The organism is Halobacillus halophilus DSM 2266, assembly GCF_000284515.1.
In the GTDB taxonomy this organism is placed as follows: Bacteria; Bacillota; Bacilli; order Bacillales; family Halobacillaceae; genus Halobacillus; species Halobacillus halophilus.
Genome location: NC_017668.1, coordinates 1,385,337 through 1,408,418, shown reverse-complemented (window position 1 = coordinate 1,408,418; position 23,082 = coordinate 1,385,337). Strand labels below are relative to the sequence as shown.

Here is a 23,082-nt window from a genome sequence, read left to right as displayed (position 1 = left end):
CTATACAAACATTTAACATAGGCTATAACTCACATACAGAAATAAACCATTATTCACAGGGGAGAACCTTAAATGATCCTGAAAGAACTGATTTCCAATTTAGCTATCCTAGTGGCCATCTTATTTGTATATACCCAGTTAACCAATTCTTCCCCACTGAGACGAACTTCCTCCAGACGGCAGAAAATCACGGCCGGCGTCCTCGCAGGTATATTGAGTAACGTTCTGATGCTGTACAGCATACCTATGGACAGTGTCATCATCGATTTACGGCACATTCCAGTGGTCTTAATGTCCTATTACGGCGGCAGCATTCCCGCCCTGATCGCTATGGTGCTGACCATTATCGGCCGATTTTTATTCGGGTTCACCACCCAGGCGGTATTGGCTATCATTTTTATTGGCGGGACGACGTTCCTGACTCTTTTCATTACAAGACTCGAATTATCTAAAATGAAGAAGGTTTTCCTGGCGCTCACCTTGTCCAATCTTATTTTTACTATCATGTTAACCTTTCTTTCACTTCGTATAGATACACTGATTTCCTTTGGTCTTTCCTATTGGAGCATATCGTATCTCGCCGGCTTTCTATCTTTCTATGTCGTTGAATATGTACGCAGAAATCAGAGAATCTTAAACAAATATAAGTCCGAGTCCGTTACCGACGGGCTAACGGGTCTGAACAACGTCCGCAAATTTGACCAATTATTTAACGATGTCTGCACCGAGGCGCAGGATAGAGATGAAAAAGTTTCTTTACTGTATATTGATATCGACCACTTTAAGAAAGTGAACGATACTTACGGACATGTTGAAGGTGATCAGGTCCTGGTCGAATTGAGTCATATTCTTACCAGCACCGTCCGCTCCTTCGATCACGTCAGCCGAAATGGCGGCGAAGAATTCACCGTGATTCTCCTCGCCTGCCCTGCACAGCGGGCCGAAGAAATCAGTGAACGGATCCGGAAAAAGGTTCAAAATCATTTCTTTCGATTGGCTACGGGCGAGTCCATAACTATTACCGTGTCGATTGGGATTGCCTGTTACGACGAAACAACAAACACGCCGCAATTACTCATTGAAGAAGCCGATCAAGCGCTTTATGAAGCGAAACAAGCCGGCAGAAATCAGGTCTACCTATCCAATAAGTTCGCGCGCGAGCATGTGTAAAGCTGCCCGGAAGTCTATTCTTAGACGATCCGGCCAGCTTTATTTTTTTATGTAAAAAGAAAGCTGCATCCGCGCGTGTTGTACGTAGAGCACAATCTCAGCTAATTGAAGTCTCCTGTGATAAGATGTGTTACGTACATATTGAACCACGATTGGAGCATTCATAATGGTACAACTAGCCAAAAAAGGTTACACCTTTTTTATAACTTTATATGTCCTTATGCATTTCGTTGTCTATTTCACCGGCGGAGAAACACTTTCCCCGGTGCTTTCCATATTCGGATTAACTGCATTCCTACTCGGCTACTTTTTCCTGCCGATGAAACAGGCAGCCATATCGCTGTTACTGCTTGTGATCGCCTTGATCATTCACCTGACCGCAGGGACCTCCTTAATCGAAGCGACCGTATCCGGCTTCACCGTAATGAGCGGACTGATCGCTCTCTTACTGATCGTCCCGACGATCAGCTGGGTATTAGAAGAAAAGCCGTACATTGAAGCGGTTATTAACTTCGCGCAGAACTTGCTGAATACGAGCCGCAAGTTCTATTTCGGCATGATGGTCATCACGCAGATCATCTCTTACTTCCTATTATTCGGTTCGATTCCGATGGTCTACGGAATGATCGACGATTTCCTGGAAAATCAAAAAGGAGAAGTATGGGAGAACTATAAAGGAACCGCCCTGCTTCGTGCGTTTTCCCTGACCACCATGTGGGTCGTCAGCATTCCTAGCTTTATATTCGCCGTGCAGGCACTCGGGGCTTCGCTCGGTTTATCCATCCTGCAGGGATTTGTCATCGCCTTTGCCGGGACCCTGTTGTCCGTTCTATTCTCCCACTTCCAGGAACGTCATTATGGCGTCGATCTTACGGCCGGTATTCAGGAGGAACTGGGGCGAATTGAAGAAGAAAAGAAAGAAGATCCAAACGGGAATCGGGATGCGCTCGAATTTGTTATCTTGTTTGTCACCTTATTCGGATCGATCTTTCTCGTAAACGCTGTTTGGCCCGTGGATCTCTTACTGATTATCCCGATCGTTATTGTCGCATGGGTCCTTCTCTATTTCATCGTCCGCCGAAGAAGCAGTGCGATTGCAGAGAATGGTAAAACGTATGTCGGAAAAAGCATTCCCAACAAAGCTCAGCAGTTTTCTATTCTTTTAGCCGCTGGCTTTCTCATCAATGCCGTCAATCAGTCGGGCTACGGCGAGTATATTATCGATGGACTGTTTTATATCACCGATGCCATTCCGTTCTTAAACTTCCTATGGGTGCTACCGTTTGTTGTAATCATCCTCGGATTTATCGGACTCGGTCCTTTGACAGTCATCGTACTAGTTTCCGGGATTTTGCAAGGTGTCGAGCTCCCCTATCCACCGGAGATCGTTGTGCTAGGGATTACCTCGGGCAGTGTGATTTCGATTATGTTATCTCCGCTGATTTTACCGTCGATTATTTTGAGTTCGGTGAATAAGCTTAGTATTATTAAGAATGGTCTGTTGTTTAACTATAAGTATGCGATTGCGTTTTATGCGATGGTGCAGATTTATCTTCAGTTGTTTGTGGTGTTTTTTATGTAATTAAAAAGAGAGGCTTATCCAACGAGCATGTTGGTAAGTCTCTCTTTTTGCTATCCTATTGTCGTCCAGCGGGGAATTTGGTAGAATGCATCACTAATAAAAAGGTGCTGGTAAACAAATGGAGCAGAAACTTCTTTATAGTCTAATAGCGATCGCCATCACGTTTATTGGATTCTACCCCTACATACGCGGCGTGTTAAGGAATTCTATTAAACCCCCATTTCTTCTCCTGGCTAATTTGGTCACTGGTTACACTCGTTGTATTTGTTGCTCAGCTTAAGTAAGGCGGTGGTCTAGGCGCCTGGCCGATAGGTATTTCCGGATTAATTACTGTGGTGGTCGCATTTCTGGCTTTCCTTAAGAAGACTGATGTGAAAATTACGAGAATCTACTGGGTGTTTCTTATCCTGGCTTTATCATCACTATCTTTTTGGTACTTGACATCTGATCCGTTCAGGCTGTGCTGATATTGCCTACCGTAGAAGTATTAGGTTTTGGTCCTACTTTGACCAAGGCTTACCACTTACCCTATGAAGAAAACATCACTTTTTTCGTTTTGTTTATGGTTCGGAATTTGTTATCGATTGTGGCTTTGGAGCGGTTAACTGTGACGACAGTGATGTTTCCGGCTGTGGGTGCTGGGGCTTGTGTGATACTTATTGTTACTGTGGTTTCTAGAAGAAGGTTAATACCATAAATATGAGCCTCTTCTCTTTGTTCTCTAATACTTTATTCTCTTTTATAGTGTTAGTTTGGATTAGAAAACTTTTCCATCTGGTTTTTTTAGTATTAAGATGAATGCTTGAGTTATACAACAGAAGATAATGGATCTGTCCTCTAAATCGAAATTTAAAATACCCAAAAGCCCCCACTCATTAAACGAGTGGGGGCTTTTGGGTATTTTTTTAACGTAGAAGTTGGAGAACTCCTTGTGGTTGTTGATTTGCTTTTGCAAGCATGGCTTGAGACGCTTGTGCCAGGATAGATGACTTTGTTTGATTCATCATTTCCTTAGCCATGTCCACGTCACGGATTCGAGATTCCGCAGCAGTTAGGTTCTCTGAAGATGTTCCTAGGTTGTTAATTGTATGCTCTAAACGATTTTGGTTAGCCCCTAGTTTTGAACGTTCTGCCGACACTTGTTCGATCGCTTCGGAGATTTTCGTTACTGCATTACCTGCATTAGTAGCATCCGAGACATCAAGTGCTGCTTCATTAGTAGTATTATTGGTACCATTTGTAACAGTATCTTTACCAGTGTACCCACTATCTCCCGCTGCACCGGTAATACCTAGAGCACTAGCTCTCATATCAGAAAACTCCAAAGACATAGTTTGATTTTCATTTGCACCAATTTGTGAACTAAAAGAAGAAAATGCTCCTTTTGTCGTTGTTTCGGAAGCTGTTACATCAATTGACCATTCATCTGAGGCAGCAGGTGATGCGGGTAAATCGAAATCGACTCCATCAACTGAAGCTGACCCAGCAGTGACAGTTAAAGCTTGCGCTCCACTCCCATCACCTTTATCAATTGTAAAATTAGAACCATCACTAGTTGCTACAGTCCAGGTACCTGTATCACCAGTAAAAGAAGATGCATCCGTAATTGTAATATTACCGCTACTACCATTAGTTTGTGTTGAGCTAGCTGAAGCAGGGGTAGTAGTTGTGCTACCAGCAGTAACTTCTCCAGCAGTAGCATTCAATAGTTTTTGATTGTTAAATTCAGTAGTATTTCCTATGCGATTTATTTCAGAAGTCAATTGATTCATTTCTTTCTGGATTTCCCCACGGTCAGTTGAAGTATTTGTATCGTTACCAGATTGTACAGCTAATTCACGCATCCGCTGAAGAATGCTATGGGTTTCATTCAACGCTCCTTCTGCAGTTTGAATCATAGAAATGGAATCTTGAGAGTTTCTTGAAGCTTGGTCCAAGCCACGAATTTGGCCACGCATCTTTTCAGAGATTGCAAGACCAGCTGCATCATCGCCGGCTTTGTTTATGCGAAGCCCTGAAGATAGTTTCTCCATAGAATTTTGTTGAGCATTGTTTGCTTGACCTAGTTGGCGGTGAGTATTTAGCGCCGCGATATTGTGATTAATTCTCATTTTAATAATTCCTCCTTGAAATTGTTTATCTCACGTCCTTGTGAGATATATTGAATAACAAACAAAAAGTCGGCCGACTTATGTAATGTTTCTACATTATTAATATCGGACGACTTTCAAAACTGTTTACACATATTTTCTATTTTTATCATATCCAATAAATTCATTGATAGCGTGAACTGCTTCAATTTTATATACTATTTACTCTAACCTGTAAGAAAAAGAAACACCTTTAAATTAAATAGGGCATTAAACTGTTTTTAGACAGTACCTCAAAATGAGTAGCGACCTAATCATATAAGCTTATTTGTACTTCTTATTAGTAATCCTTCGTCCTTTTTTTCTTTTGATTTATAGTAGGAATTAGCTTTAAAGTCATCAAATTTAACGTACAAGATGGAAAGTTTTTTCTGTTTTTCCCTATTCCTTTATGATAATCTATTTCGTGTTTACGCATATCTCGAACTGCTTTTATATATTTTATATTTTGAGAGCTTTTAAAGATTTCTGAAATATGGATCCACAATCCTTTCAACTTAAACTCTTCTAATTAAAAGAGCCCCTCAGTTTAAGGGGGCCCAATTTTTGAGTTAAAGTTTTTCTTTGAAGGCTTCAGCTAAATAATCATCTAACATAGAAATATCATATTCCTTGCCATACTTGCTAGAAGTAAATCCATTTTCGTCCAATACAAACACATCTACCTGCGTATCATTTATGTCCACTGACATTACTTCTGATGATTCCAATAAGAACTTCAATGAGGAATCTTTATAGACAATAGTCGCTAAAACTCCTTCGATACCATCTTTAATTTCAACATTAAAATCAGAATCAATCTCAGCTATCTTTTTAGATTGATTTCTGAAACTCCCCACATGTAATTTTAAGTTTCGGATAGCCTGCTCCACAGATGGAGCTAATTGAACTTGCTCTTTGTGTTTTTGATAAAGCGCTCTTAGCATCTCTTCTCTAAAAGACATTTCAACACCCCCTTTTTCATTACTTCTACAAAAAAGAATTTTCCCCTTCATTTTCCATTTTGAAATCATCCGTTAATATTATTTAAACGTTATTCTAGTAATAATTGGCTGCCGTCCTTTCTTTCTTGTCTCCCACAAACGTCCTTTAATTATTATTTACTCTCGCTCTTTTAGAAATAAAATCTATATAATAAAATATTATTACAATTTTTTAAAACTTATTTAAGAGCTAGGAACTATAATACCGCCCTCTAACCTTTCTTTCTTAAAGATTACAGGATTTTTTAAATCAGATTTTTGTTCAATAACTATGTACTCGCTTGTAACTTCATTTGTGGATAGGTCAATAGGTACTGTAATAAATTTGTCTCCCACTTGCTCTATAACTAGATATTCTTCTGAATTACTTTTAACAACATAAAAATTTTCAGAATATTCAGCATTTATATAACCACCAAAAAATGAGAAAATTGAGATCAATGTAAAAATAGCCAGTGGAAATGCAAATCTCGACCAGGGTTTTTCTTTTAATGTAACTATCAAATTCTTAAATGAATAATCGGATTCTTGCTTTTTTTCCAGATTTCTTTCTAATTTGTTTTTGTATCCTTTAATTTTTTTGTGTTGAAAGATCGATAGAATATATGGAAGTGCTAATATTAGAGTTAATATAGGTAAAAATAAAAACCATATTTTTGGAAATAAAATCATTAAAAATAAACCGAATATAAACCTAAAAGATAATATTGAATTTTTTAAGATTAACCAATAGGGATTGTTGTTTTTTATTTCGTACTTTATTAGCAGGAGAAAAGTAATTCCGAGAAATCAGAAGAATAAGTTAGTAATAGTAGATAAAATATTAACAATTGTTATTTGGTAAATAAATATATCTGTTAATCCAAAATAAAATAGGTAACCTCTTTGGAAAAAATAAACCGCTATATATCCAAAAATTGTAATAACGGCTAGTATAAGTCCTGTATCTAGCCAATTGAATGAGTTATGAATATTTGTCCTAGTTAATTTTATCATAGCTATTATGAAGTAGTCTCCTCCGTCCTGTGACAGAATGTTATAAGTATCCATTACCTATGAATTTACCATAAAATAGGTAAATGAGGGACATTGCATTTTTCTCCTCCCTCACTTACGGTTCTATTAATTATTTTTCTATCAAAAAAGTTCACTATTTATGGCCCCCCTCACACCATACTTAAATATTGTGGCAACCTGACTTACAACTTAAAAGGCTGTTGGGGTTTTCAGATGATACTTAGATTACTTCTCTTCACCCCACCGGCAATAAAATCAGCAATCGAGTGCGTCACTTCTTTTAATTTAGAAAGCTCAATGTATTCATTCGGAGCATGCATATCACCGCCACTCGGACCATAACAAGTAGCTGGAATATTAAACTCTCCGAACGCACGCAGATACGTAGTTGCGTTGAACGCCAGGTCTTCCACCTGTTTACCGGTTACAGCATAATGTGAGGTAGTCATTTCCTCCATAACCTCTTTCTCCTTTCAAAATGGTGTAGTCTGAGGCTGAGAAACCGTAAAATCTTAATCTCCAGCTTCGCCTCTTTGAGCCATTCACCCTCTTCGTCGCATTAAGTAGCAACTAATCAACCTATTTTTGAATATCTTCAGGATCAGTTCTCGGGTAGAATCCGACTCGCACCTTCAAAGGTACATTAGGTTGGTACGCTGGAGGCCCAGCTTCCTTCCTCAATCAGACTAACACTGACTTTAAGCGGATGAGGAAGATGTTAAAAGTTTTGGCCGGTTATTAATATGCTCCCGGTATTCCACCAGTTTATTCGCTTTCATAAGCGCATTTGAGCCTAGATTGTTCACGTACTTGGCATCGTGACCGGCACCGCTAAGCATTCTCTTTGAAGAATACCCCAGCTCTTTTATACTTTTCTCGATAACTTTGGTAATACTGCTCAATTATACTTTAAAACGGTACTTAAATCTTAATTTCTATTACCCAATAAAACTATGCTCGGTAAAATAGACATGCATCCTACTACATAAGATTTAGAAGATATAAAGAAATAGTGCTTAACTCGACTCTAGATAATGTAACTCAACTTGAGCTCCTTCATTTCTAGATAGGAGTAAAAGTCATCAACTAATAAAAGTGAATCCATCATTGTTAAGTTAGTGTATAAGCACGTGAATTCAATATAGATCTCCTTATGTATAGACGTATATTTCCGACAGCTTGCAAAATGGCATTAGTGCTGACTGCCTTCCTCTACTTTATCTAATCCACCTAGATTAAATAACTTACTGTTGTATTGCACGAATATTCTTTCCGAAACAGACTCTATTTGCGCATCATCTAGTTCAGTAGCATAACTTAAAAAGCGATCCTTAACCCGCTTTATACTTGGTTCTCGTAAATAAGGTTTATTATTGATTGCTTCATAAGAATTGTATTCAAAAATAACCACTGCCCTTCGAGGATTTCTAGCAACTAAGTTAGCAATTCTCTCCCACCATCCTCTGTCCGTTTCTCCTAGAGACATTCCTAAGACAAAATATAGGCTTGTACTATTAATAAATTCTTTTGCAAACTTATATTTATTTGTTCCATTAACATGCTCTAAAGCTTCTTTATCAAAGAAAAAGCGATACTCACATTCTTTAACACTTTCTGATATTTGAGAGACATGTCCTCCGAGATTCATATTTGCTTTCGTATCACCATGCAGCTTTACATATCCTTTTTTCTTGAGTTGAATTTTTCGGTTTGATGCGGTTAATTCATTTATTTCAGCTATAGGGTTATCTTTAGGTAACAAATAATAAGAGTCTTTAAATAACAGAGTATAGTTGAAATCTATTATATTCATCCATAGAGTACTAGTGTTAGATTGAAGATTTAGTATCCTACTTATTTCTTCTTGCCTTTGTAATGGTAATATAGAAATTAATGAAGAAAAACTCCGCTTGAACTCGTTAATAATATGTTTTGAATACTCATCTACTCTATATTCTTCGTTTACAGTCGATAGGTATTCACCTAAGTAATCTTCAATTTCATCCTTATCTCTCGCTAGTTTATCAACTGTAAGCTCTGCCTTATCCTGAGGATCGCAACAATTTGTTAATTCCATTAACGCATTTTCGAAGTTAGACCACAATTCTTCATTTTTATTTATTTCGTTAAAAATGGCATTTTCCCTTAATGATTCATCATCTAGAGATTTTCTTCGTAAATAATCGTAGAAATCTGCATATCTTGTCTTTAACCCTGCTTGAATGTCAAAACCGTTACCGACTAGTAAAGCGACTTGCACATTGAATCCCCCTGTTAATTTAGTTACTATGTATTCTTTTATCTATTATATACCTGCTAAACATAATTTGGAAAGTTTCCCCACTTTCAATTAATTCTAACTCTTACTATGTTATTTTTAATAAATAAATTGGAAAATTAATACATGATTTGTGGTTTATAGATTTGTTAGTAGCATGAATCTAGTAGTTCAACATACGTTATACTCAGCACACTTTGAAATATCAGATCGAGACACAGATAGCAGCTTTTCCTCAACATTAAAATAACTCCCTCATTATAATATGAAGCGAATGAGGGAGTTTTAGATCTTATTCTATTCTTCTGAATTCAGTTAATAGTTCCAATTTAGGATCGAGACTGCAGAAAAGGTCCCTTCTATCATCTTTCTATCATCTATAAAGCCTTCTCCTCAGAAGAACTCATTTTCTTCTGATAAGTTCCACGCAACATCTGAATGAAGAAATAAGCACCAAGTAAAGTCCATCCTGTCACCATGATCCACTCATACGGCCAGATAAGGCTCGCCGGCTTATCAGGGAAATATAGTATAATAAACCCTAAACTTAATACTAGAGCTAAGTAGCCAAAGATTGGTGACTTTGCTGCACGAAATGGTCGCTCCATCTCGGGCAGGTGGTAGTAGCTTATTGATGGCTTACCAGTTTTACTCAACAATGGTTCATTCATAATCTCAGTTAATATTTCAACATTATTAAATATATTATCTATAAGTGGGGGTCTTACTAAGACTTTATCAAATAGGTTCCAATATAGACTTAAATGTTTTGCAGAGCAGGATAATGGTACGTACCCGAAGGCTTACCTGTATCCCCAAAAAATTCCACATAGGATTATAAAACATATTGTAACTCCTACTTTTAACCTTTCTTTGAACTTTACTAGCTTCATACTTGGTTGGATATGAATTTATTGCCGATGCAGCCATCATGCCCTGTTCAAATGGGTTCATGTTGAAATCTCCCACCAAAACAGTTTTATTAGATTTACATTGACCTTCTACATCCTCTACTTCCTTTTTAAATATCCTTGATTCCTCTCCATGATCAAAATCATCCATATGAAGTTTGCTAGGAAAATGGACAAAAGCAAATGTTAATATCCCTAATTCAGGATGGGGAAACCTTTTTATAGTATAGTAGTTGGTCTCATTGAAATGTTCAAATTTACCTGGTTTTAATTTTGTGAAAATATCAATTCTCTCACATGCTATTTTTGGAATATGATAATATTCATATCCACTACTCAATAGATTTCATATATTTTGGTATTTTAAATTTAAATTTTTATTATAGAAACTTCTCTGCTCCTCGTTGCTTAAAACTTTCCTGATCAATCCAATTGAGATACCCAAAAGTTTTGGTTCTCCATATAAAAGTTTACATGTCTAGATAACCCATCTAAGTCAGGGAATAAAGATAAATGGTTAATACCATAATGATTTAAATCGAATAAAAGTTCTCCTCTATACTCTTTACCTATTATAATTTTGTCTAATTTACCCTCGTCCTTAAACTTATCTTGTAAATCTAAATTAGGCGGACCATGTATAGTAAAAATACCTCCCTGACTAGTGATTCTCCTTGCAGTGGCATTAGGTTTAAATTTCATTATTCCATCTGTTTCGAAAGGATCACTATAATCGGTATCTATTACTCTCTCTCGGTAACGATTTCTATAAGCAAATATGCAGGCATCAGTCTCTCTATTATCATTCACAGCGAAAAAAGCTGCTATTAAAGGATTAAATGTCCAATCTAATAATCTAGTAGCTAGACCATGATGTTGGGCTATACTGAGAAAATCCCAATCACTGTTTGCGGTGGGCAAATACTCCTTAGCACGCCTTTTCCAAGATTCGAAAGAATTCTTATCCATGCTGTTTATGTATGGTTCTCTTCCAGCTTTGGGTACCAACTTCCAATCGATATCGCTATGTCCTCTAAATAACCACAAGTTATCACGCCTATATTCAGCAAAAGCCTCGTGTAATTCTACAAAACTTGTCACATGAATTTCTCTTATTTCCGACATAACCATCCTCCTTAAGGATAATTTTAACATTTTTATTGTTAAAAAGATTTATAAAATGCGTGATTACTCGTTTTTTCAAGTAGTTTATATATAGATTAAACACAATTCAAGGATTTTAGAAGGGCCCCTGGTATACCCTGATGGTGCAATGGGGAAAAAGGTTGACTTGTAAATTATCTATATAGAATTGTTTCTTCAGTTTACTGTCCATAGATAAACTTAAGAGCTCTCAGCAAACTAATAATGTTTATTAAACTTGATATATTCCTGGACCCAAACAACGAGACCGGTATTCAATGGTCTTCCACTATTGGACCGCCATCCTTTTGATCTCACTTAATGGAAACTTACCCCTCTTCTTTCTTGACTTTCAGTAACTCATCAATAAAGTAACTTGCAAACTTTTACCATGCTCCTTTCTGTATGAGGTATTATAGTAAGCTCTCTTTTTGAAGATCATTGAGACTAGCTACTAATGCATAAAATATATAACAAATTTAAGTAAGCATAATGCTTATAGGCAGGAATGATTAGCTCTAAGTGTCTCTTCTGAAAATCATTCTACAAATGACGTTGTTTTACTCTCTAGGACAGCTAATTCCTTTTCGTCTCAGTGTTTTTCCTCTAGCCATAACAACAATTCACCTTTCTCTGTGAAGACGATTTAAAGTTATACTGTGGTGTTAATAAAAGCCATTAAAACAAAAAAACACCTTCCTATACTACTGTAGAAAGACGTTATAAACGTTGATATTACTTAATTCTTCTGTAAATGACGTTAGTACCGGTTGCCAGGGTCGACCCGGCACTCCGTAAGGAACACGATTTTGAGTCGTGACTTTCGTCAATTATATTTCGTTTTGTCGATCACTCAACCTTTCTATGACTAACCTCTTGTTTCTTAATCTCTATGTTTCCATGATTTAATACACTACTCTGTTACTTTCCTCATTCAGCAAAACGCACCTTTAAAGTCCAATAGCCAACGTGTACGCCATAGGAAAATTGGAACTACTTTTTATATATATGGACATTATATTGAAGAAGTAGATCAGTTGGTAGCTATACATTTTAGTGAGTTTTCTTAAACCCCAAAAGATAAAATTATCTTGATATAAAACTTATAATAGGTATATCTTTTGCTAGAAGACCTTAATATTCATTTTAAATACTAGGTCTTTCAACTGCTCTTTTAAAAATTAACACATCGTATCCAGAGATCAGATTATCTGCCGTGCTCAAACTTTGTGTTACGACTTCCGTATTAATTACATATACCTTTTTGATTATTTTTTCATTAAAAATATTGTTATAACTCACCTCTAGTAGTATCTCTGGAACTTCTTCTCTTTTAATTTTTCCCTCTTGGATAAGTTGTATTGTAATTCCTAACAAACGAGTGTAGGTGAAAGGAAATCGAACACCTTTTTTCTCATCAGCAGGAAATAATGGTATTGTCTGGGTGGAAAAGTCTTCAGAATAGGAAATTACACCAGCTTCATTAAACATTAGTTGGTTATTTTCTATGCGATAAAATAAATTATCCTTATTAAATGGTTCAATAGCTCGTAAGCTCTTATTTATATTTATTATCCATTTAAATTCTGCCATTTTTGCTGGACCAATCCCTATATTCTCAATATATAGTAGTAATTGATCTACCTCTGTTCTCGCATAACCCAAATCCTTATTGTATTTGAACTTTGACTCACATTCACGAATATAAAGATCTGGGCGAACGGCATCCCTTCGTTGATTTGCTATTTCCTCCAGCTGTCCTTTAGCAATCTCAATATTTTTATTAGCCGCAATTGCAGAAATTAGTGCTGCAGTTGCTGCTGTTGTAGTGGCAGCCATCGCAATTAATGATACTGTAAATTCAGCAGTTTCAAACATGGCATTCTCTCTCTTCCACAACTTAAGAAATATTTTGTATATAACCTAACTAAATTATATTCCAAATCCTACTAATTTGTACATAAAAAATTCTGCCCCGTGTTTGCCTCATAAGAGGTTTCTAATGAGAACAACATCAATTGACTAAAAAAAGAAAAACGCTGAATCTCTTGTCTAGCAAGAGGTTCAGCGTTTTGTTAACTAGTGTCCCTGGAGAGATTCGAACTCCCTACCCACAGCTTAGAAGGCTGTTGCTCTAAATGTTTAAACTAGAATAGAAATGGTGGAACTATATATATGCAATCTAATATCTTAATCCTTCTGATAGACTGAAGAACAACGAATAATTATTAAGTAAGATATTTCTCATTTATTTGTTGCAACATTAATGAAGATTCTACCTATTTCTCTCCACACCACCGCAAAACAAAATCAGCAATCGTATGCGCCACTTCCTTCAAACTCTCAAGCTCAATATACTCATTAGGCGCATGCATATCCCCACCACTCGGCCCATAACAAGTAGCCGGGATATTAAACTCACCGAACGCCCGCAAATCCGTAGTTGCCGTGAATGCCAGGTCTTCCACCTGTTTACCGGTTACAGCATAATGCGAGGCACTCATTTCCTCCATAAGCTCTTCTTCTTTCGAAATCGTATAGCCCGGGGCTGAGAAACCGTAAAAAGTAACCTCCGGCTTCGCCTCTTTCAGCCATTCATCCTCTTCAGCAGCCTCCAACAGCCATTGCTCGACTTCTTTTTTCACATCTTCTGGAGCGGTTCCCGGGTAGAACCCGACTCGCGCCTCAAAGGTACATTCGGTCGGCACGCTGGAGGCCCAGTTTCCTCCTTCAATCAGACCAACACTGACGTTGAGCGGATGAGGGTGATGCTCAAAATCTGGATGTTTCGGCCGGTTATTAATATGCTCACGGTACTCCATCAGCGATTCCATCAGTTTATTCGCTTTCATAATCGCATTTTGCGCGCTCTCCGCACGCTCTACGTGAGCACCAGCTCCTTTTACTTTCACTCGAAGCCATATAACTCCGACCTGTGAAGTGATCAAACGTGATTGCGTAGGTTCAGGGATAAGGGCTCCATCTGCCGTGTATCCTTGATCCAGTAAGGTCAGGGCCCCGTTCCCGGTACATTCTTCTTCGATGACACTCTGAATTTGCAGATCTGCACCGAGTTCGACCCCAGATTCACGGAGCGCTTTAACAGCCATAACGATAGCCGCAAATCCGCCTTTCATATCCAGAATCCCTCTGCCGTACATTTTTCCGTCTTTTATTACCGGCGAATAGGGCGGAGTTTCCCATTGATCTTCAGGTTCAGCACTTACCACATCCATATGGCTTTGCAGGATGAGACTTTTCCCTTTTTTCGGTCCGTTGTTTTTCCATTCTCCTACTACAACCGGGCGGTCTTCGTAGGACCATTCAGGTTCACCGAAGTTTTCATACTTTCTCAATCTGTCGGGATCGACCGTGATCGCTTCTGTCTCCAGCCCCATATCCTGTAAATAGTTATAAACAAATTGTTGAACGCCTTTTTCATTACCTAATGTACTGGAAAAACTTCCGAGCGTCTTCAAGAACAACTTTTCTTCTTCCCACAGCTCTTCTATTTTATTACGCACAAGCTCGTTGCTGGTTGCCATAAATAAGTTCACACCTTACTTCTGTTTTTATTCATTGGATAATGTAAGTACCGTATGATAGAGCGTATTGGCTCCGCTCACAATATCTTGATCCAGTGTCAATTCGCTGGGTACATGACTTTTGCCGTTTACGCTCGGCACAAAGATCATGGCCGTGGGGCCAAGATTGTTGACGTATTTGGCATCGTGACCGGCACCGCTAAGCATTCTCTTTGAAGAATACCCCAGCTCTGTTGCACTGTTCTCGATAACCTCTGTAATACTTCTATCAAAATCAATTTTTTCGGTTTCCCACAGTTCCGTCATCTCCACGCCCACGTCTCTGTTCTGAGAGACACGGCGAATCGTGTTCATTGTTCCTTCAAAGGCTTCCTTTCGAAGATCATCATTGGCACTTCGGATATCTACGGTAAAATGAGCTTCGCCAGGAACACAATTGACCGAGTTTGGGGAAACGGAAATCTTGCCAACGGTCACGGTAACATCCGTAGTCGTGATCTCCTTTTCCAACTGATTCATAATTTCTGCAGCGGCCATCAGCGCATCTTTCCTTAAATGCATCGGGGTCGGACCGGCATGATCCGCTTCCCCCGTAATAGTCACTTCCAGCCAGTTGATGCCCTGAACCCCTTCTACAACGCCGATTTGTTTGTTTTCATCTTCAAGAATGGGACCCTGTTCAATATGAAGTTCTAGAAAGGAATGAAAGTCACCGAGCCGGTTTTCTTTCTCCCCTTTGTAACCGATCCGCTCCAGTTCTTCTAGAAATCTAAAGCCGTCCGCATCTTTTCTACTATATACATAGTCTTGGTCGAACACCCCGGCGATCCCTCCGGATCCGAGCATTGGCGGCTCAAACCGGGCGCCTTCTTCGTTCGTAAAATTAACGATTTCCAGCGGGCGTTCGGTTTCGATGCCATTGTCATTTAAAGTATGGATCACTTCGAGAGCCAGTAGGACACCGAGGACGCCATCGAATCGGCCTCCTGCCGGCTGGGTGTCCAGGTGAGATCCAAGTACCACGGGAGGAAGGTCTTTCTTTCCTTCCCTGCTGGCATACATGTTTCCTAAGTCGTCCACCCGCAACGTCAATCCAGCTTCGTTACACCATTCTTTAAATATATTTCTCATCTCTTGGTCTTTATCTGAGAGAGCCAGTCGTCTGAGGCCATTTTCCGGTATAGCCCCTGTTTCTGAACTTTTGGAAAGCATACGGAATAATCGTTCTTCATTAATCGTGTTCACGTGTTCCATCTCACTTTCTCACTAGATTATTAGAGTCCGAGTTTTATGAAAAAGTATCCCCATACCACGACGGATATGAATGTAAATAATACAGAAACGGTAACCAGCTGTTTATACTGCTTTTTGATCTTTTGAAGACCATCCGGCTGTTTCAAAAATTCCTTGATGGTTATCGACGCCATACCTGAGCGCTTCATCTCTGCGTAATAATTCAGTTCATGGGCGTTCGGCTTCGTTACCAGCCCAGCGCCTAAGAGAGATAGTACGGAGACAAGCAGTGCCAGCATGAGTTCGTCCACACCGGTCGGCAGCGTCATAATTCCTGCTCTGATAAGCTCCCCGAAGAGAAGAAACGAAGCGACCCCGGATATCATGCTGATCATCGCCGCTTTGCTGTTCATTTTCTTCCATTCAAAAGATGCCACGATCGTTGGCAGCCAGCCAACCGCAAAGATGGATCCAGCATAAATGGAAATCCAGTAAATCGCGGACGGACGTGCAAGAGCAATGGCACAGATGACGACCGCTACGATGATTTGACCAAACCTCGCTGCTGTAAGGCTCTGTTTTTCATTAAGTTCTTTTTCAAACAATCTTTCATACAAGTCCCTGGATAAAGCAAAACCTACCAGAACAAATAATGTAGAAGCTGTGGACATAATCGAAGCCATGAGTGCAGCCAGTCCCACTCCCGCGACTGCCGGTGGCGTGAATTCCATAAATCCGACAATCATTGCGTTGTCCGTAGGCGTAATACCTGGCTGAAGCACTTGCATACCACCTGCTGCGATAAATACGGTCAGCTGCATGAAAGGCGCAAAAAACACACCGATAATCGCTGTTTTCAGAATGACAAAATCGTTTTTAGCCGGAAATACGCGAGACACGAGCGCCGGCATACAGGCAAAGAACATTATCCATACAAGAAACTGGGAAATTGACCAGCCAATCGATCGATTTTCTGTACCGCCAATTGTCCAGTAATTCGGCATGGTCTCGGATAAACCTTTCATCTGTTCAAACCCAGCCTGTCCAATAATCATGGGAGCAATCACGATTGAAATCGCAAGCATCGTGAAGAACATGATTGTATCTGTCACGACCACTCCATACATACCGCCAAAGGCTGTAAAGGCAATCAACGCAATCGTAAATAAGACAATCAATAATTGAAAATTAATACCTGTTATTTCACTGAGTACCAGTCCAGCTCCAATAAACTGGATCACTCCGTAACCAACCAGTCCTACAATCATAATGATAATAGCAATAATGCTGACCCACTTGCTGTTGAACCGCTTATCAAAGAAATCAGGCATCGTCTTACAGCCTAATGCCTTCATTTTTCTTCCCATATAGACGACAGCAATCAGCGTTCCGAGCCAGGCACCAAATGATCCGAGTGTCGCAATAACGAGAGGACCTTCTTTATAAGATTGCCCAGCAATCCCGAGCAGCGTAGCAGCACTGAGATACGTAGCCGCAAGCGTACCGACGATGAGAATGGTCGACCCTCTTCCTCCCATGGTATAAAAGTCATCACTATTTTTAACATAACGGCTGATGAAAGCTCCTACAACTACATAAAGTAATAAAACGAGCGCAAATATCGTAATGGCCATATAGATTCCCCTCTATTATATATTACTGTTTATTCGTTTTTCTTCAGATTCCGTGCTCTCTTCCTGATTTTCTTTCTTCTCCATCTCTTTAATGACAGGAAGGTACTGCTTTCTCAGAATGGCAATGACAACAATCGAAGAAACGACTGTTACCAGCGTTGCGTTAATAAATAATATTAAAATTTCAACATTCATGGTCTTACCTCCACATTAAGAATCTACAAAACTATTCAATGCCTCCGATGGAAAGATACTTCGTTTCAATGTAAGGCTCAATCCCCTCAGGACCGCCCTCACGTCCGATGCCGCTCTCTTTCATACCACCGAATGGCGCATGTGCCGCAGACGGTGCCCCATCATTCCAGCCGAGAATCCCGAACTTCAGATGCTCCTGATAATAGATACCGGTTCGATAATCATTCGTGAAGAAATAAGCTGCCAGCCCGAACGGGGTATTGTTGGCAATGTCCACCGCTTCTTCATTCTCGCGGAAAGTGGTCAGTGGAATGACCGGGCCAAACGTTTCCTCCTGCATGATGTCCATCCCTTCACCAACGTTTTCGAGTACAGTAGGATGAACAAAATAATAGCCTTTTTCATCATCTTTATCGTATTGATGACCATAGAGAACATTTGCTCCTTTATTAACGGCATCTTCAATCTGCGTATGGATCTTTTCATAACCACCCGCATTAATAACCGGCCCAACATCTGTTTCTTCAAGTAGACCATTTCCGACGTTAAGCTCTTTGACGCGTGCGGTAAGTTTCTCTGAAAATTCGTCAGCAATCTCTTCATGGACGAGCACGCGATTCGCGCAAATACACGTCTGGCCGGCGTTCCGGAATTTCGAAGCAAGCGTCTGTTCGACAGAAAAGTCAATATCAGCATCTTTGGCTACGATAAGCGGAGCATGGCCTCCAAGTTCCATCGATACGTGCTTCATCGTTGCTGCACTATTTTTCATCAGTAATTTACCGACGGGCGTGGAGCCGGTAAAAGTAATCTTACGGACGAGTGGACTATCTGTAAAAATAGGCCCAACTTCTGCCCCGTGGCCATTTACGTATTGAACCACATCTTTCGGGATTCCGACCTCATGGGCTAATTGAACAAGTCTAATCGTCGTGAGCGGCGTCTCTTCAGCAGGTTTCACAACGAATGTGCACCCTGCAGCTAACGCTGGAGCAGCCTTTCTCGTCATCATCGCTGCCGGGAAGTTCCACGGCGTGATAGCGGCCACAAGACCGACCGGCTCTTTTGTTACGACAATCCGCTTCGTTTCCGTGTGAGAGGGAACGGTCCTGCCGTAAATCCGCTTCGCTTCTTCCGCATACCAATCGATATAGCTTGCCGCATAGGCGACTTCTCCACGGGATTCTTTAAGCGGCTTTCCACTCTCCAAAGTCATCACTTCCGCCAGCTGTTCCGTTTCTTCTTTAATTTTGGCCGACCATTTTTTCAGTAGATTAGACCGCTCATGGGCATTCACCTTTGACCACGATTTGAAGGCCTCATCTCCCTGCCTTAAGGCTGTTTCAATATCTGCAGCTGAGGTCACATCTACCTCTTTCAAAATATTCCCGGTTGCCGGGTTTTTCACTTGGATCGTATTCCCCATAAAGCCTCTTCCTTTCTAGTATTAGTCTGCCGCTTCGTCAAAAGCCTGTTCTAAAATCGTCAGTCCTTTATTCAATTCCTCATCCGTGATCACAAGCGGAGTAAGAAAACGAACCACATTTCCTTTTACACCAGCAGAAAGCAGCAGCAGTCCATTATTGTTCGCATAGGATGTGATCGCACCCGTTTTTGCTTTGTCCGGGTTCCCTTCCGCATCAATAATTTCTACGGCAACCATTGCCCCAAGCCTGCGGATATCGCCAAGATAATCGTGGCGGGCTTTCAACTCTTCTAATTTATCTTCCAGTGTAGCACCAATTTGTTCCGCTTTATCGCTTAAATTTTCCTCTTCCATAACCTCAATAACGGCAAGAGCCGCTTCGCAGGCTACCGGATTGCCGGCATACGTTCCGCCGAGTTCACCTGGAGAAGAAGCATCCATGATTTCTGCTTTTCCGACGACCGCACTTAACGGCATTCCTGCTGCAAGGGATTTCGACAGCGTCATCACATCCGGCTCGATATCGAAATGTTCACTTGCGAATAACCGTCCTGTCCGGGCAAAACCAGTCTGGATTTCATCAGCCACAAAAACAATCCCGTGCTCGCTGCAGAAGTCTCTAACTTCCTGTACAAAGCGTTTCGGAGGAATAATGAAACCGCCTTCACCTTGGACAGGCTCCATCACGATACATGCTACCGTTTCCGGTGCGACCGCGGTAACAAAATACTCCTTAAAGCGCATGATACTATAATCAATATACTCCTCATCCGTCATCTGTTCAGGTTTATTGGACATATAAGGATATGGAGCTTGATAAATTTCCGGAGTATAAGGACCGAAATTGTATTTATATGGCTTTACTTTACTCGTCATTCCCATCGTTAAATTAGTACGTCCGTGGAACCCGCGTTCGAAGGAAACAACAGCCTGTCGATTGGTATATTTCCTCGCCACTTTGACCGCATTTTCTACAGCCTCGGCTCCGGAGTTAAATAGCATGGCCATTTTATCGAAAGAACCTGGGGTAATCGTGCATAACTTTTCGGCCAGGTTGATGTAGCTGTCATACATAATCACATTAAAGCCTGGATGAAGGTAGCGGTCCGCCTGATTCTTGACGGCTTCCGTCACCTTTGGATGTGTGTGCCCTACGTTAAGCGTACCGATGGCTCCGGCAAAATCAATCCATTCACGACCTTCATTATCGAATACTCTTGCTCCTCTTGCATAGTCGGCTATATTGGTATTCCCATTCCCTATTCCTTTTGGTATGTATTTCTTTCTTTTTCTTTGCAAGTCATCTTTGCTCACTGTTTTATTGGTCACTGCTGATCCCTCCCTGAATTTTATAGATTATTATGACAATTTTCTGGTACAATTAAAAGTACCAGATTTTAAATAATAATGGGACCAGATACATACGAGGAGGAGCTATGTTTGTTTTTCCATATTGAAAAAGGAGCCGAACAACCGGCCATTTACAAACAGATTTATACTCATTTGAGAGATCTGATCCTCGATGACCAGCTCAGCAAAAAGAAACTTCCGTCGAAAAGGAAACTGGCGCAGGATCTAGAGGTCAGCCTCAATTCAGTAGCACACGCCTATGAACAATTACTAGCCGAAGGTTACATCTACAGTGCAGAACGAAAAGGATATTTTGTTGAGGATATTACACGTTATATTAAAAGAGACGAAGAAGACGTTCCGTTCCCGGAGGAATTGAAAGAGGAACGTATGAATGATAGATTTCAGCCCGAGGCTACCTTTTCTCATATTGCTACCGATGCGGAGCACTTTCCATTTAAGAAATGGAGAAAGTACCAGCAGAAAGTCATGGAACATCATCGCACTCAACTAGCTCTCCTTCCACATCCCCAAGGACCATATGAACTTCGCGAATCGATCGCAACGATGATTGCTCTCACCAGGGGCGTCCGAACCCGGCCCGAACAAATTGTCATCGGATCTGGAACCCAGCCGCTGATTCATAAACTCATGTCCTTACAGGCAAAAGATACACAAGTGGCTGTCGAAAACCCGGGGTATCAGCGGTTTTATCATCTACTGAAAAACATGGGTTTCCCGGTAAGTCCGGTGGGTCTGGATCATCAGGGTATTTCTATTCAGGAAATTCGAGAAAGTGATCCTCAATGGGTGTTTGTTACTCCCTCTCACCAGTTTCCCACGGGCACGATTATGCCTATTAATAGAAGAATAGAGCTTCTAAACTGGGCAGCTGAGTCTCCTGGTCGTTACATTGTGGAAGACGACTATGACAGTGAATTTAAGTACGGAACAGATCATATCCCTTCCCTGCAAAGTCTCGATCAGAACCAGCAGGTCATCTACACTGGAACGTTTTCGAAAACGCTACTGCCGAGCCTGCGGATCAGCTATATGGTTCTGCCTCCCAATTTGTTGAAAAGCTACCGGAATGCTTTTGGTGATTGGATCGATGGCCCTTCAGGACTCAACCTGTGGACCCTGAAGTATTTCATTGATGAAGGGGAATACGGAAGGCACGTTAAGCGGATGAATGCCTACTACAAAGCAAAACGGGCTACGCTTATACGTGAGCTGCGCCAGACGTTTCAAGACAGGATAACCATTCACAACATTCCTGCCGGCCTTCATTTTCTAGTGGATATGGACACTTCTCTTTCCTATAGTGAGATTGAAGAGCGGGCCAAAGACAATAAAATCATATTATATACGATTCGCCGCTTTTTCTTACAGGATTATGAGATGACGGAGAAAGGGAAGAAGAAACTGGTGATTGGATTTGCGAATATGGAAGATGATAAGGTGCGGGAATCGGTGAGGCGGCTGGCTTCTCTTTTCTCATAGAGGCTTATCTTAATCTAGCAACCACGCATGCAGTTAGAAATACTTGAGCTCGCCTACACATTAGGGAATTTGCAAAAAGCCACCTCCATGACTTTCGGCTTTTCGTGTTTTTTTAATATCCAATACGGCATTTCCTTCTGGGAAAATTCATTTTCAAGATTACTACTAAGCGCTTCTTGTACTCATGAACTTATTCAAACTAATATATCCGAGGTGATGATATCAGATTCTCCAAGAACATTTCTTTAGCATACGAATCAACTCTTTTTCTTTTAGCTTTGACCTCTGTCTTATTCTTATGGTCAGATAATCAAACCGTATTAATATTCGACAAGATTATTTGGGCAATTTTCTTTATTGATGTGGTGATTAGGATAGTAAAATCTGAGGATCGATGGAATTATATAAAAAAAGAATCCTTTTGATATAATAGCTGCCATTCCTTTAGATAGTATCTTTCAGATTGCTAGAGTAGCAAGGTTGTTTAGATTGTTACGAATTATAGCCATGTCTAAAAACAATTTTAAAAATGTCTTTAATATCCTTAAAACAAATGGATTAGATCGAGTATTTGTATTTACTTTTGCAATGTTATTCATTTCTACCCTAATCATTAAGCACACTGAAAGTAGTATTACAACTTATGGAGATGGACTATGGTGGTCTATAGTCACAGCAACAACTGTAGGTTATGGAGATATTTCACCATCAACTTTGCCCGGAAGGCTTGTTGCCATATTTATTATGATGATCGGAATTGGACTTGTAGGCATGTTAACAGGTTCCATTACTACATATTTCGTGAAATCACACAAAGCCACTAATCCTACTATTACTTTTATAAAATCAGAACTGGACCGGTTTGAAGAACTCACCCCTAAAGAAGTAAATCGTATAAAATTATTAGTAGATGATTTAGAACAAGAGCATTCCAATACAAATATCAATCCATAGTGACTTAT

At 40.1% G+C, this 23,082-nt stretch carries 20 protein-coding genes; 4 read left to right on the top strand and 16 right to left on the bottom strand.

Going from position 1 to position 23,082, the window contains the following annotated elements:
* Window positions 1-72 precede the first annotated feature (72 nt).
* Window positions 73-1,170 carry a GGDEF domain-containing protein gene (locus tag HBHAL_RS06975; RefSeq protein WP_014642655.1) on the top strand — a complete coding sequence of 366 codons (1,098 nt, stop codon included), beginning with the start codon at window positions 73-75 and terminating at the stop codon, window positions 1,168-1,170.
* A gap of 166 nt (window positions 1,171-1,336) precedes the next feature.
* Window positions 1,337-2,752 carry a hypothetical protein gene (locus HBHAL_RS06970; protein ID WP_014642654.1) on the top strand — a complete coding sequence of 472 codons (1,416 nt, stop codon included), beginning with the start codon at window positions 1,337-1,339 and terminating at the stop codon, window positions 2,750-2,752.
* 905 nt (window positions 2,753-3,657) lie between these two features.
* Here HBHAL_RS06970 and HBHAL_RS06965 read toward each other — a convergent pair.
* The 16 genes from HBHAL_RS06965 to gabT form a co-directional block, all read right to left on the bottom strand.
* Window positions 3,658-4,863 (bottom strand): flagellin N-terminal helical domain-containing protein, encoded by a 1,206-nt coding sequence (locus HBHAL_RS06965; protein WP_014642653.1) that lies wholly within the window; start codon window positions 4,861-4,863, stop codon window positions 3,658-3,660.
* Between the two features lie 590 nt (window positions 4,864-5,453).
* Window positions 5,454-5,846, bottom strand: a complete 393-nt coding sequence (locus HBHAL_RS06955) for a hypothetical protein (RefSeq protein ID WP_014642652.1) — start codon at window positions 5,844-5,846, stop codon at window positions 5,454-5,456.
* Between the two features lie 222 nt (window positions 5,847-6,068).
* Window positions 6,069-6,389 (bottom strand): hypothetical protein, encoded by a 321-nt coding sequence (locus HBHAL_RS06950; protein ID WP_145956011.1) that lies wholly within the window; start codon window positions 6,387-6,389, stop codon window positions 6,069-6,071.
* A gap of 722 nt (window positions 6,390-7,111) precedes the next feature.
* On the bottom strand, window positions 7,112-7,360 hold the full coding sequence (locus HBHAL_RS20355) for a hypothetical protein (RefSeq protein ID WP_014642650.1): 249 nt from the start codon (window positions 7,358-7,360) through the stop codon (window positions 7,112-7,114).
* A 240-nt stretch (window positions 7,361-7,600) separates the two neighbouring features.
* Window positions 7,601-7,804, bottom strand: a complete 204-nt coding sequence (locus tag HBHAL_RS21375) for a hypothetical protein (RefSeq protein WP_014642649.1) — start codon at window positions 7,802-7,804, stop codon at window positions 7,601-7,603.
* Window positions 7,805-8,094: 290 nt separating this feature from the next.
* On the bottom strand, window positions 8,095-9,162 hold the full coding sequence (locus HBHAL_RS06940; protein WP_014642648.1) for a bacteriophage abortive infection AbiH family protein: 1,068 nt from the start codon (window positions 9,160-9,162) through the stop codon (window positions 8,095-8,097).
* 395 nt (window positions 9,163-9,557) lie between these two features.
* On the bottom strand, window positions 9,558-9,836 hold the full coding sequence (locus HBHAL_RS21370; protein WP_158512353.1) for a hypothetical protein: 279 nt from the start codon (window positions 9,834-9,836) through the stop codon (window positions 9,558-9,560).
* A gap of 82 nt (window positions 9,837-9,918) precedes the next feature.
* Window positions 9,919-10,431, bottom strand: coding sequence for a hypothetical protein (locus HBHAL_RS06935; RefSeq protein WP_041601240.1), 513 nt, complete (start codon window positions 10,429-10,431; stop codon window positions 9,919-9,921).
* A gap of 83 nt (window positions 10,432-10,514) precedes the next feature.
* Complete coding sequence (locus tag HBHAL_RS06930) at window positions 10,515-11,216, bottom strand: FRG domain-containing protein (protein ID WP_014642646.1); 702 nt, start codon at window positions 11,214-11,216, stop codon at window positions 10,515-10,517.
* A gap of 1,164 nt (window positions 11,217-12,380) precedes the next feature.
* Window positions 12,381-13,112, bottom strand: coding sequence for a hypothetical protein (locus tag HBHAL_RS06925; RefSeq protein WP_041601239.1), 732 nt, complete (start codon window positions 13,110-13,112; stop codon window positions 12,381-12,383).
* Between the two features lie 401 nt (window positions 13,113-13,513).
* Window positions 13,514-14,779, bottom strand: coding sequence for an ArgE/DapE family deacylase (locus tag HBHAL_RS06920; RefSeq protein ID WP_014642644.1), 1,266 nt, complete (start codon window positions 14,777-14,779; stop codon window positions 13,514-13,516).
* 27 nt (window positions 14,780-14,806) lie between these two features.
* Entirely contained in the window at window positions 14,807-16,033 is a 1,227-nt protein-coding gene (locus tag HBHAL_RS06915; RefSeq protein WP_014642643.1) for a Zn-dependent hydrolase, read from the bottom strand.
* Between the two features lie 20 nt (window positions 16,034-16,053).
* Complete coding sequence (locus tag HBHAL_RS06910; RefSeq protein WP_014642642.1) at window positions 16,054-17,646, bottom strand: sodium:solute symporter family protein; 1,593 nt, start codon at window positions 17,644-17,646, stop codon at window positions 16,054-16,056.
* A 15-nt stretch (window positions 17,647-17,661) separates the two neighbouring features.
* Entirely contained in the window at window positions 17,662-17,841 is a 180-nt protein-coding gene (locus tag HBHAL_RS06905; RefSeq protein WP_014642641.1) for a hypothetical protein, read from the bottom strand.
* 31 nt (window positions 17,842-17,872) lie between these two features.
* Window positions 17,873-19,267, bottom strand: a complete 1,395-nt coding sequence (locus HBHAL_RS06900) for an NAD-dependent succinate-semialdehyde dehydrogenase (protein ID WP_014642640.1) — start codon at window positions 19,265-19,267, stop codon at window positions 17,873-17,875.
* Window positions 19,268-19,288: 21 nt separating this feature from the next.
* Entirely contained in the window at window positions 19,289-20,596 is a 1,308-nt protein-coding gene (gene gabT / locus HBHAL_RS06895; RefSeq protein WP_014642639.1) for a 4-aminobutyrate--2-oxoglutarate transaminase, read from the bottom strand.
* 111 nt (window positions 20,597-20,707) lie between these two features.
* Here gabT and gabR point away from each other — a divergent pair, with 111 nt between their 5' ends.
* Together gabR and HBHAL_RS21815 are read left to right on the top strand one after the other, a co-directional pair.
* A complete protein-coding gene (gabR, locus tag HBHAL_RS06890; protein WP_014642638.1) occupies window positions 20,708-22,120 on the top strand; it encodes a MocR-like transcriptional regulator GabR in 1,413 nt (470 codons plus the stop codon).
* A gap of 507 nt (window positions 22,121-22,627) precedes the next feature.
* Window positions 22,628-23,074 (top strand): potassium channel family protein, encoded by a 447-nt coding sequence (locus HBHAL_RS21815; RefSeq protein ID WP_231853981.1) that lies wholly within the window; start codon window positions 22,628-22,630, stop codon window positions 23,072-23,074.
* Window positions 23,075-23,082: the final 8 nt, after the last annotated feature.

Bases quoted from the DNA above. Each gene is read 5' to 3' on its own strand.
- HBHAL_RS06915 (WP_014642643.1), bottom strand. From the start codon at position 16,033: ATGGAACACGTGAACACGATTAATGAAGAACGATTATTCCGTATGCTT.
- HBHAL_RS06970 (WP_014642654.1), top strand. From the start codon at position 1,337: ATGGTACAACTAGCCAAAAAAGGTTACACCTTTTTTATAACTTTATAT.
- HBHAL_RS06920 (WP_014642644.1), bottom strand. From the start codon at position 14,779: ATGGCAACCAGCAACGAGCTTGTGCGTAATAAAATAGAAGAGCTGTGG.
- HBHAL_RS06900 (WP_014642640.1), bottom strand. From the start codon at position 19,267: ATGGGGAATACGATCCAAGTGAAAAACCCGGCAACCGGGAATATTTTG.
- HBHAL_RS20355 (WP_014642650.1), bottom strand. From the start codon at position 7,360: ATGGAGGAAATGACTACCTCACATTATGCTGTAACCGGTAAACAGGTG.
- HBHAL_RS06955 (WP_014642652.1), bottom strand. From the start codon at position 5,846: ATGTCTTTTAGAGAAGAGATGCTAAGAGCGCTTTATCAAAAACACAAA.
- HBHAL_RS06965 (WP_014642653.1), bottom strand. From the start codon at position 4,863: ATGAGAATTAATCACAATATCGCGGCGCTAAATACTCACCGCCAACTA.
- HBHAL_RS06930 (WP_014642646.1), bottom strand. From the start codon at position 11,216: ATGTCGGAAATAAGAGAAATTCATGTGACAAGTTTTGTAGAATTACAC.
- HBHAL_RS06910 (WP_014642642.1), bottom strand. From the start codon at position 17,646: ATGGCCATTACGATATTTGCGCTCGTTTTATTACTTTATGTAGTTGTA.
- HBHAL_RS06925 (WP_041601239.1), bottom strand. From the start codon at position 13,112: ATGTTTGAAACTGCTGAATTTACAGTATCATTAATTGCGATGGCTGCC.
- HBHAL_RS06905 (WP_014642641.1), bottom strand. From the start codon at position 17,841: ATGAATGTTGAAATTTTAATATTATTTATTAACGCAACGCTGGTAACA.
- HBHAL_RS06975 (WP_014642655.1), top strand. From the start codon at position 73: ATGATCCTGAAAGAACTGATTTCCAATTTAGCTATCCTAGTGGCCATC.
- HBHAL_RS21815 (WP_231853981.1), top strand. From the start codon at position 22,628: ATGTCTAAAAACAATTTTAAAAATGTCTTTAATATCCTTAAAACAAAT.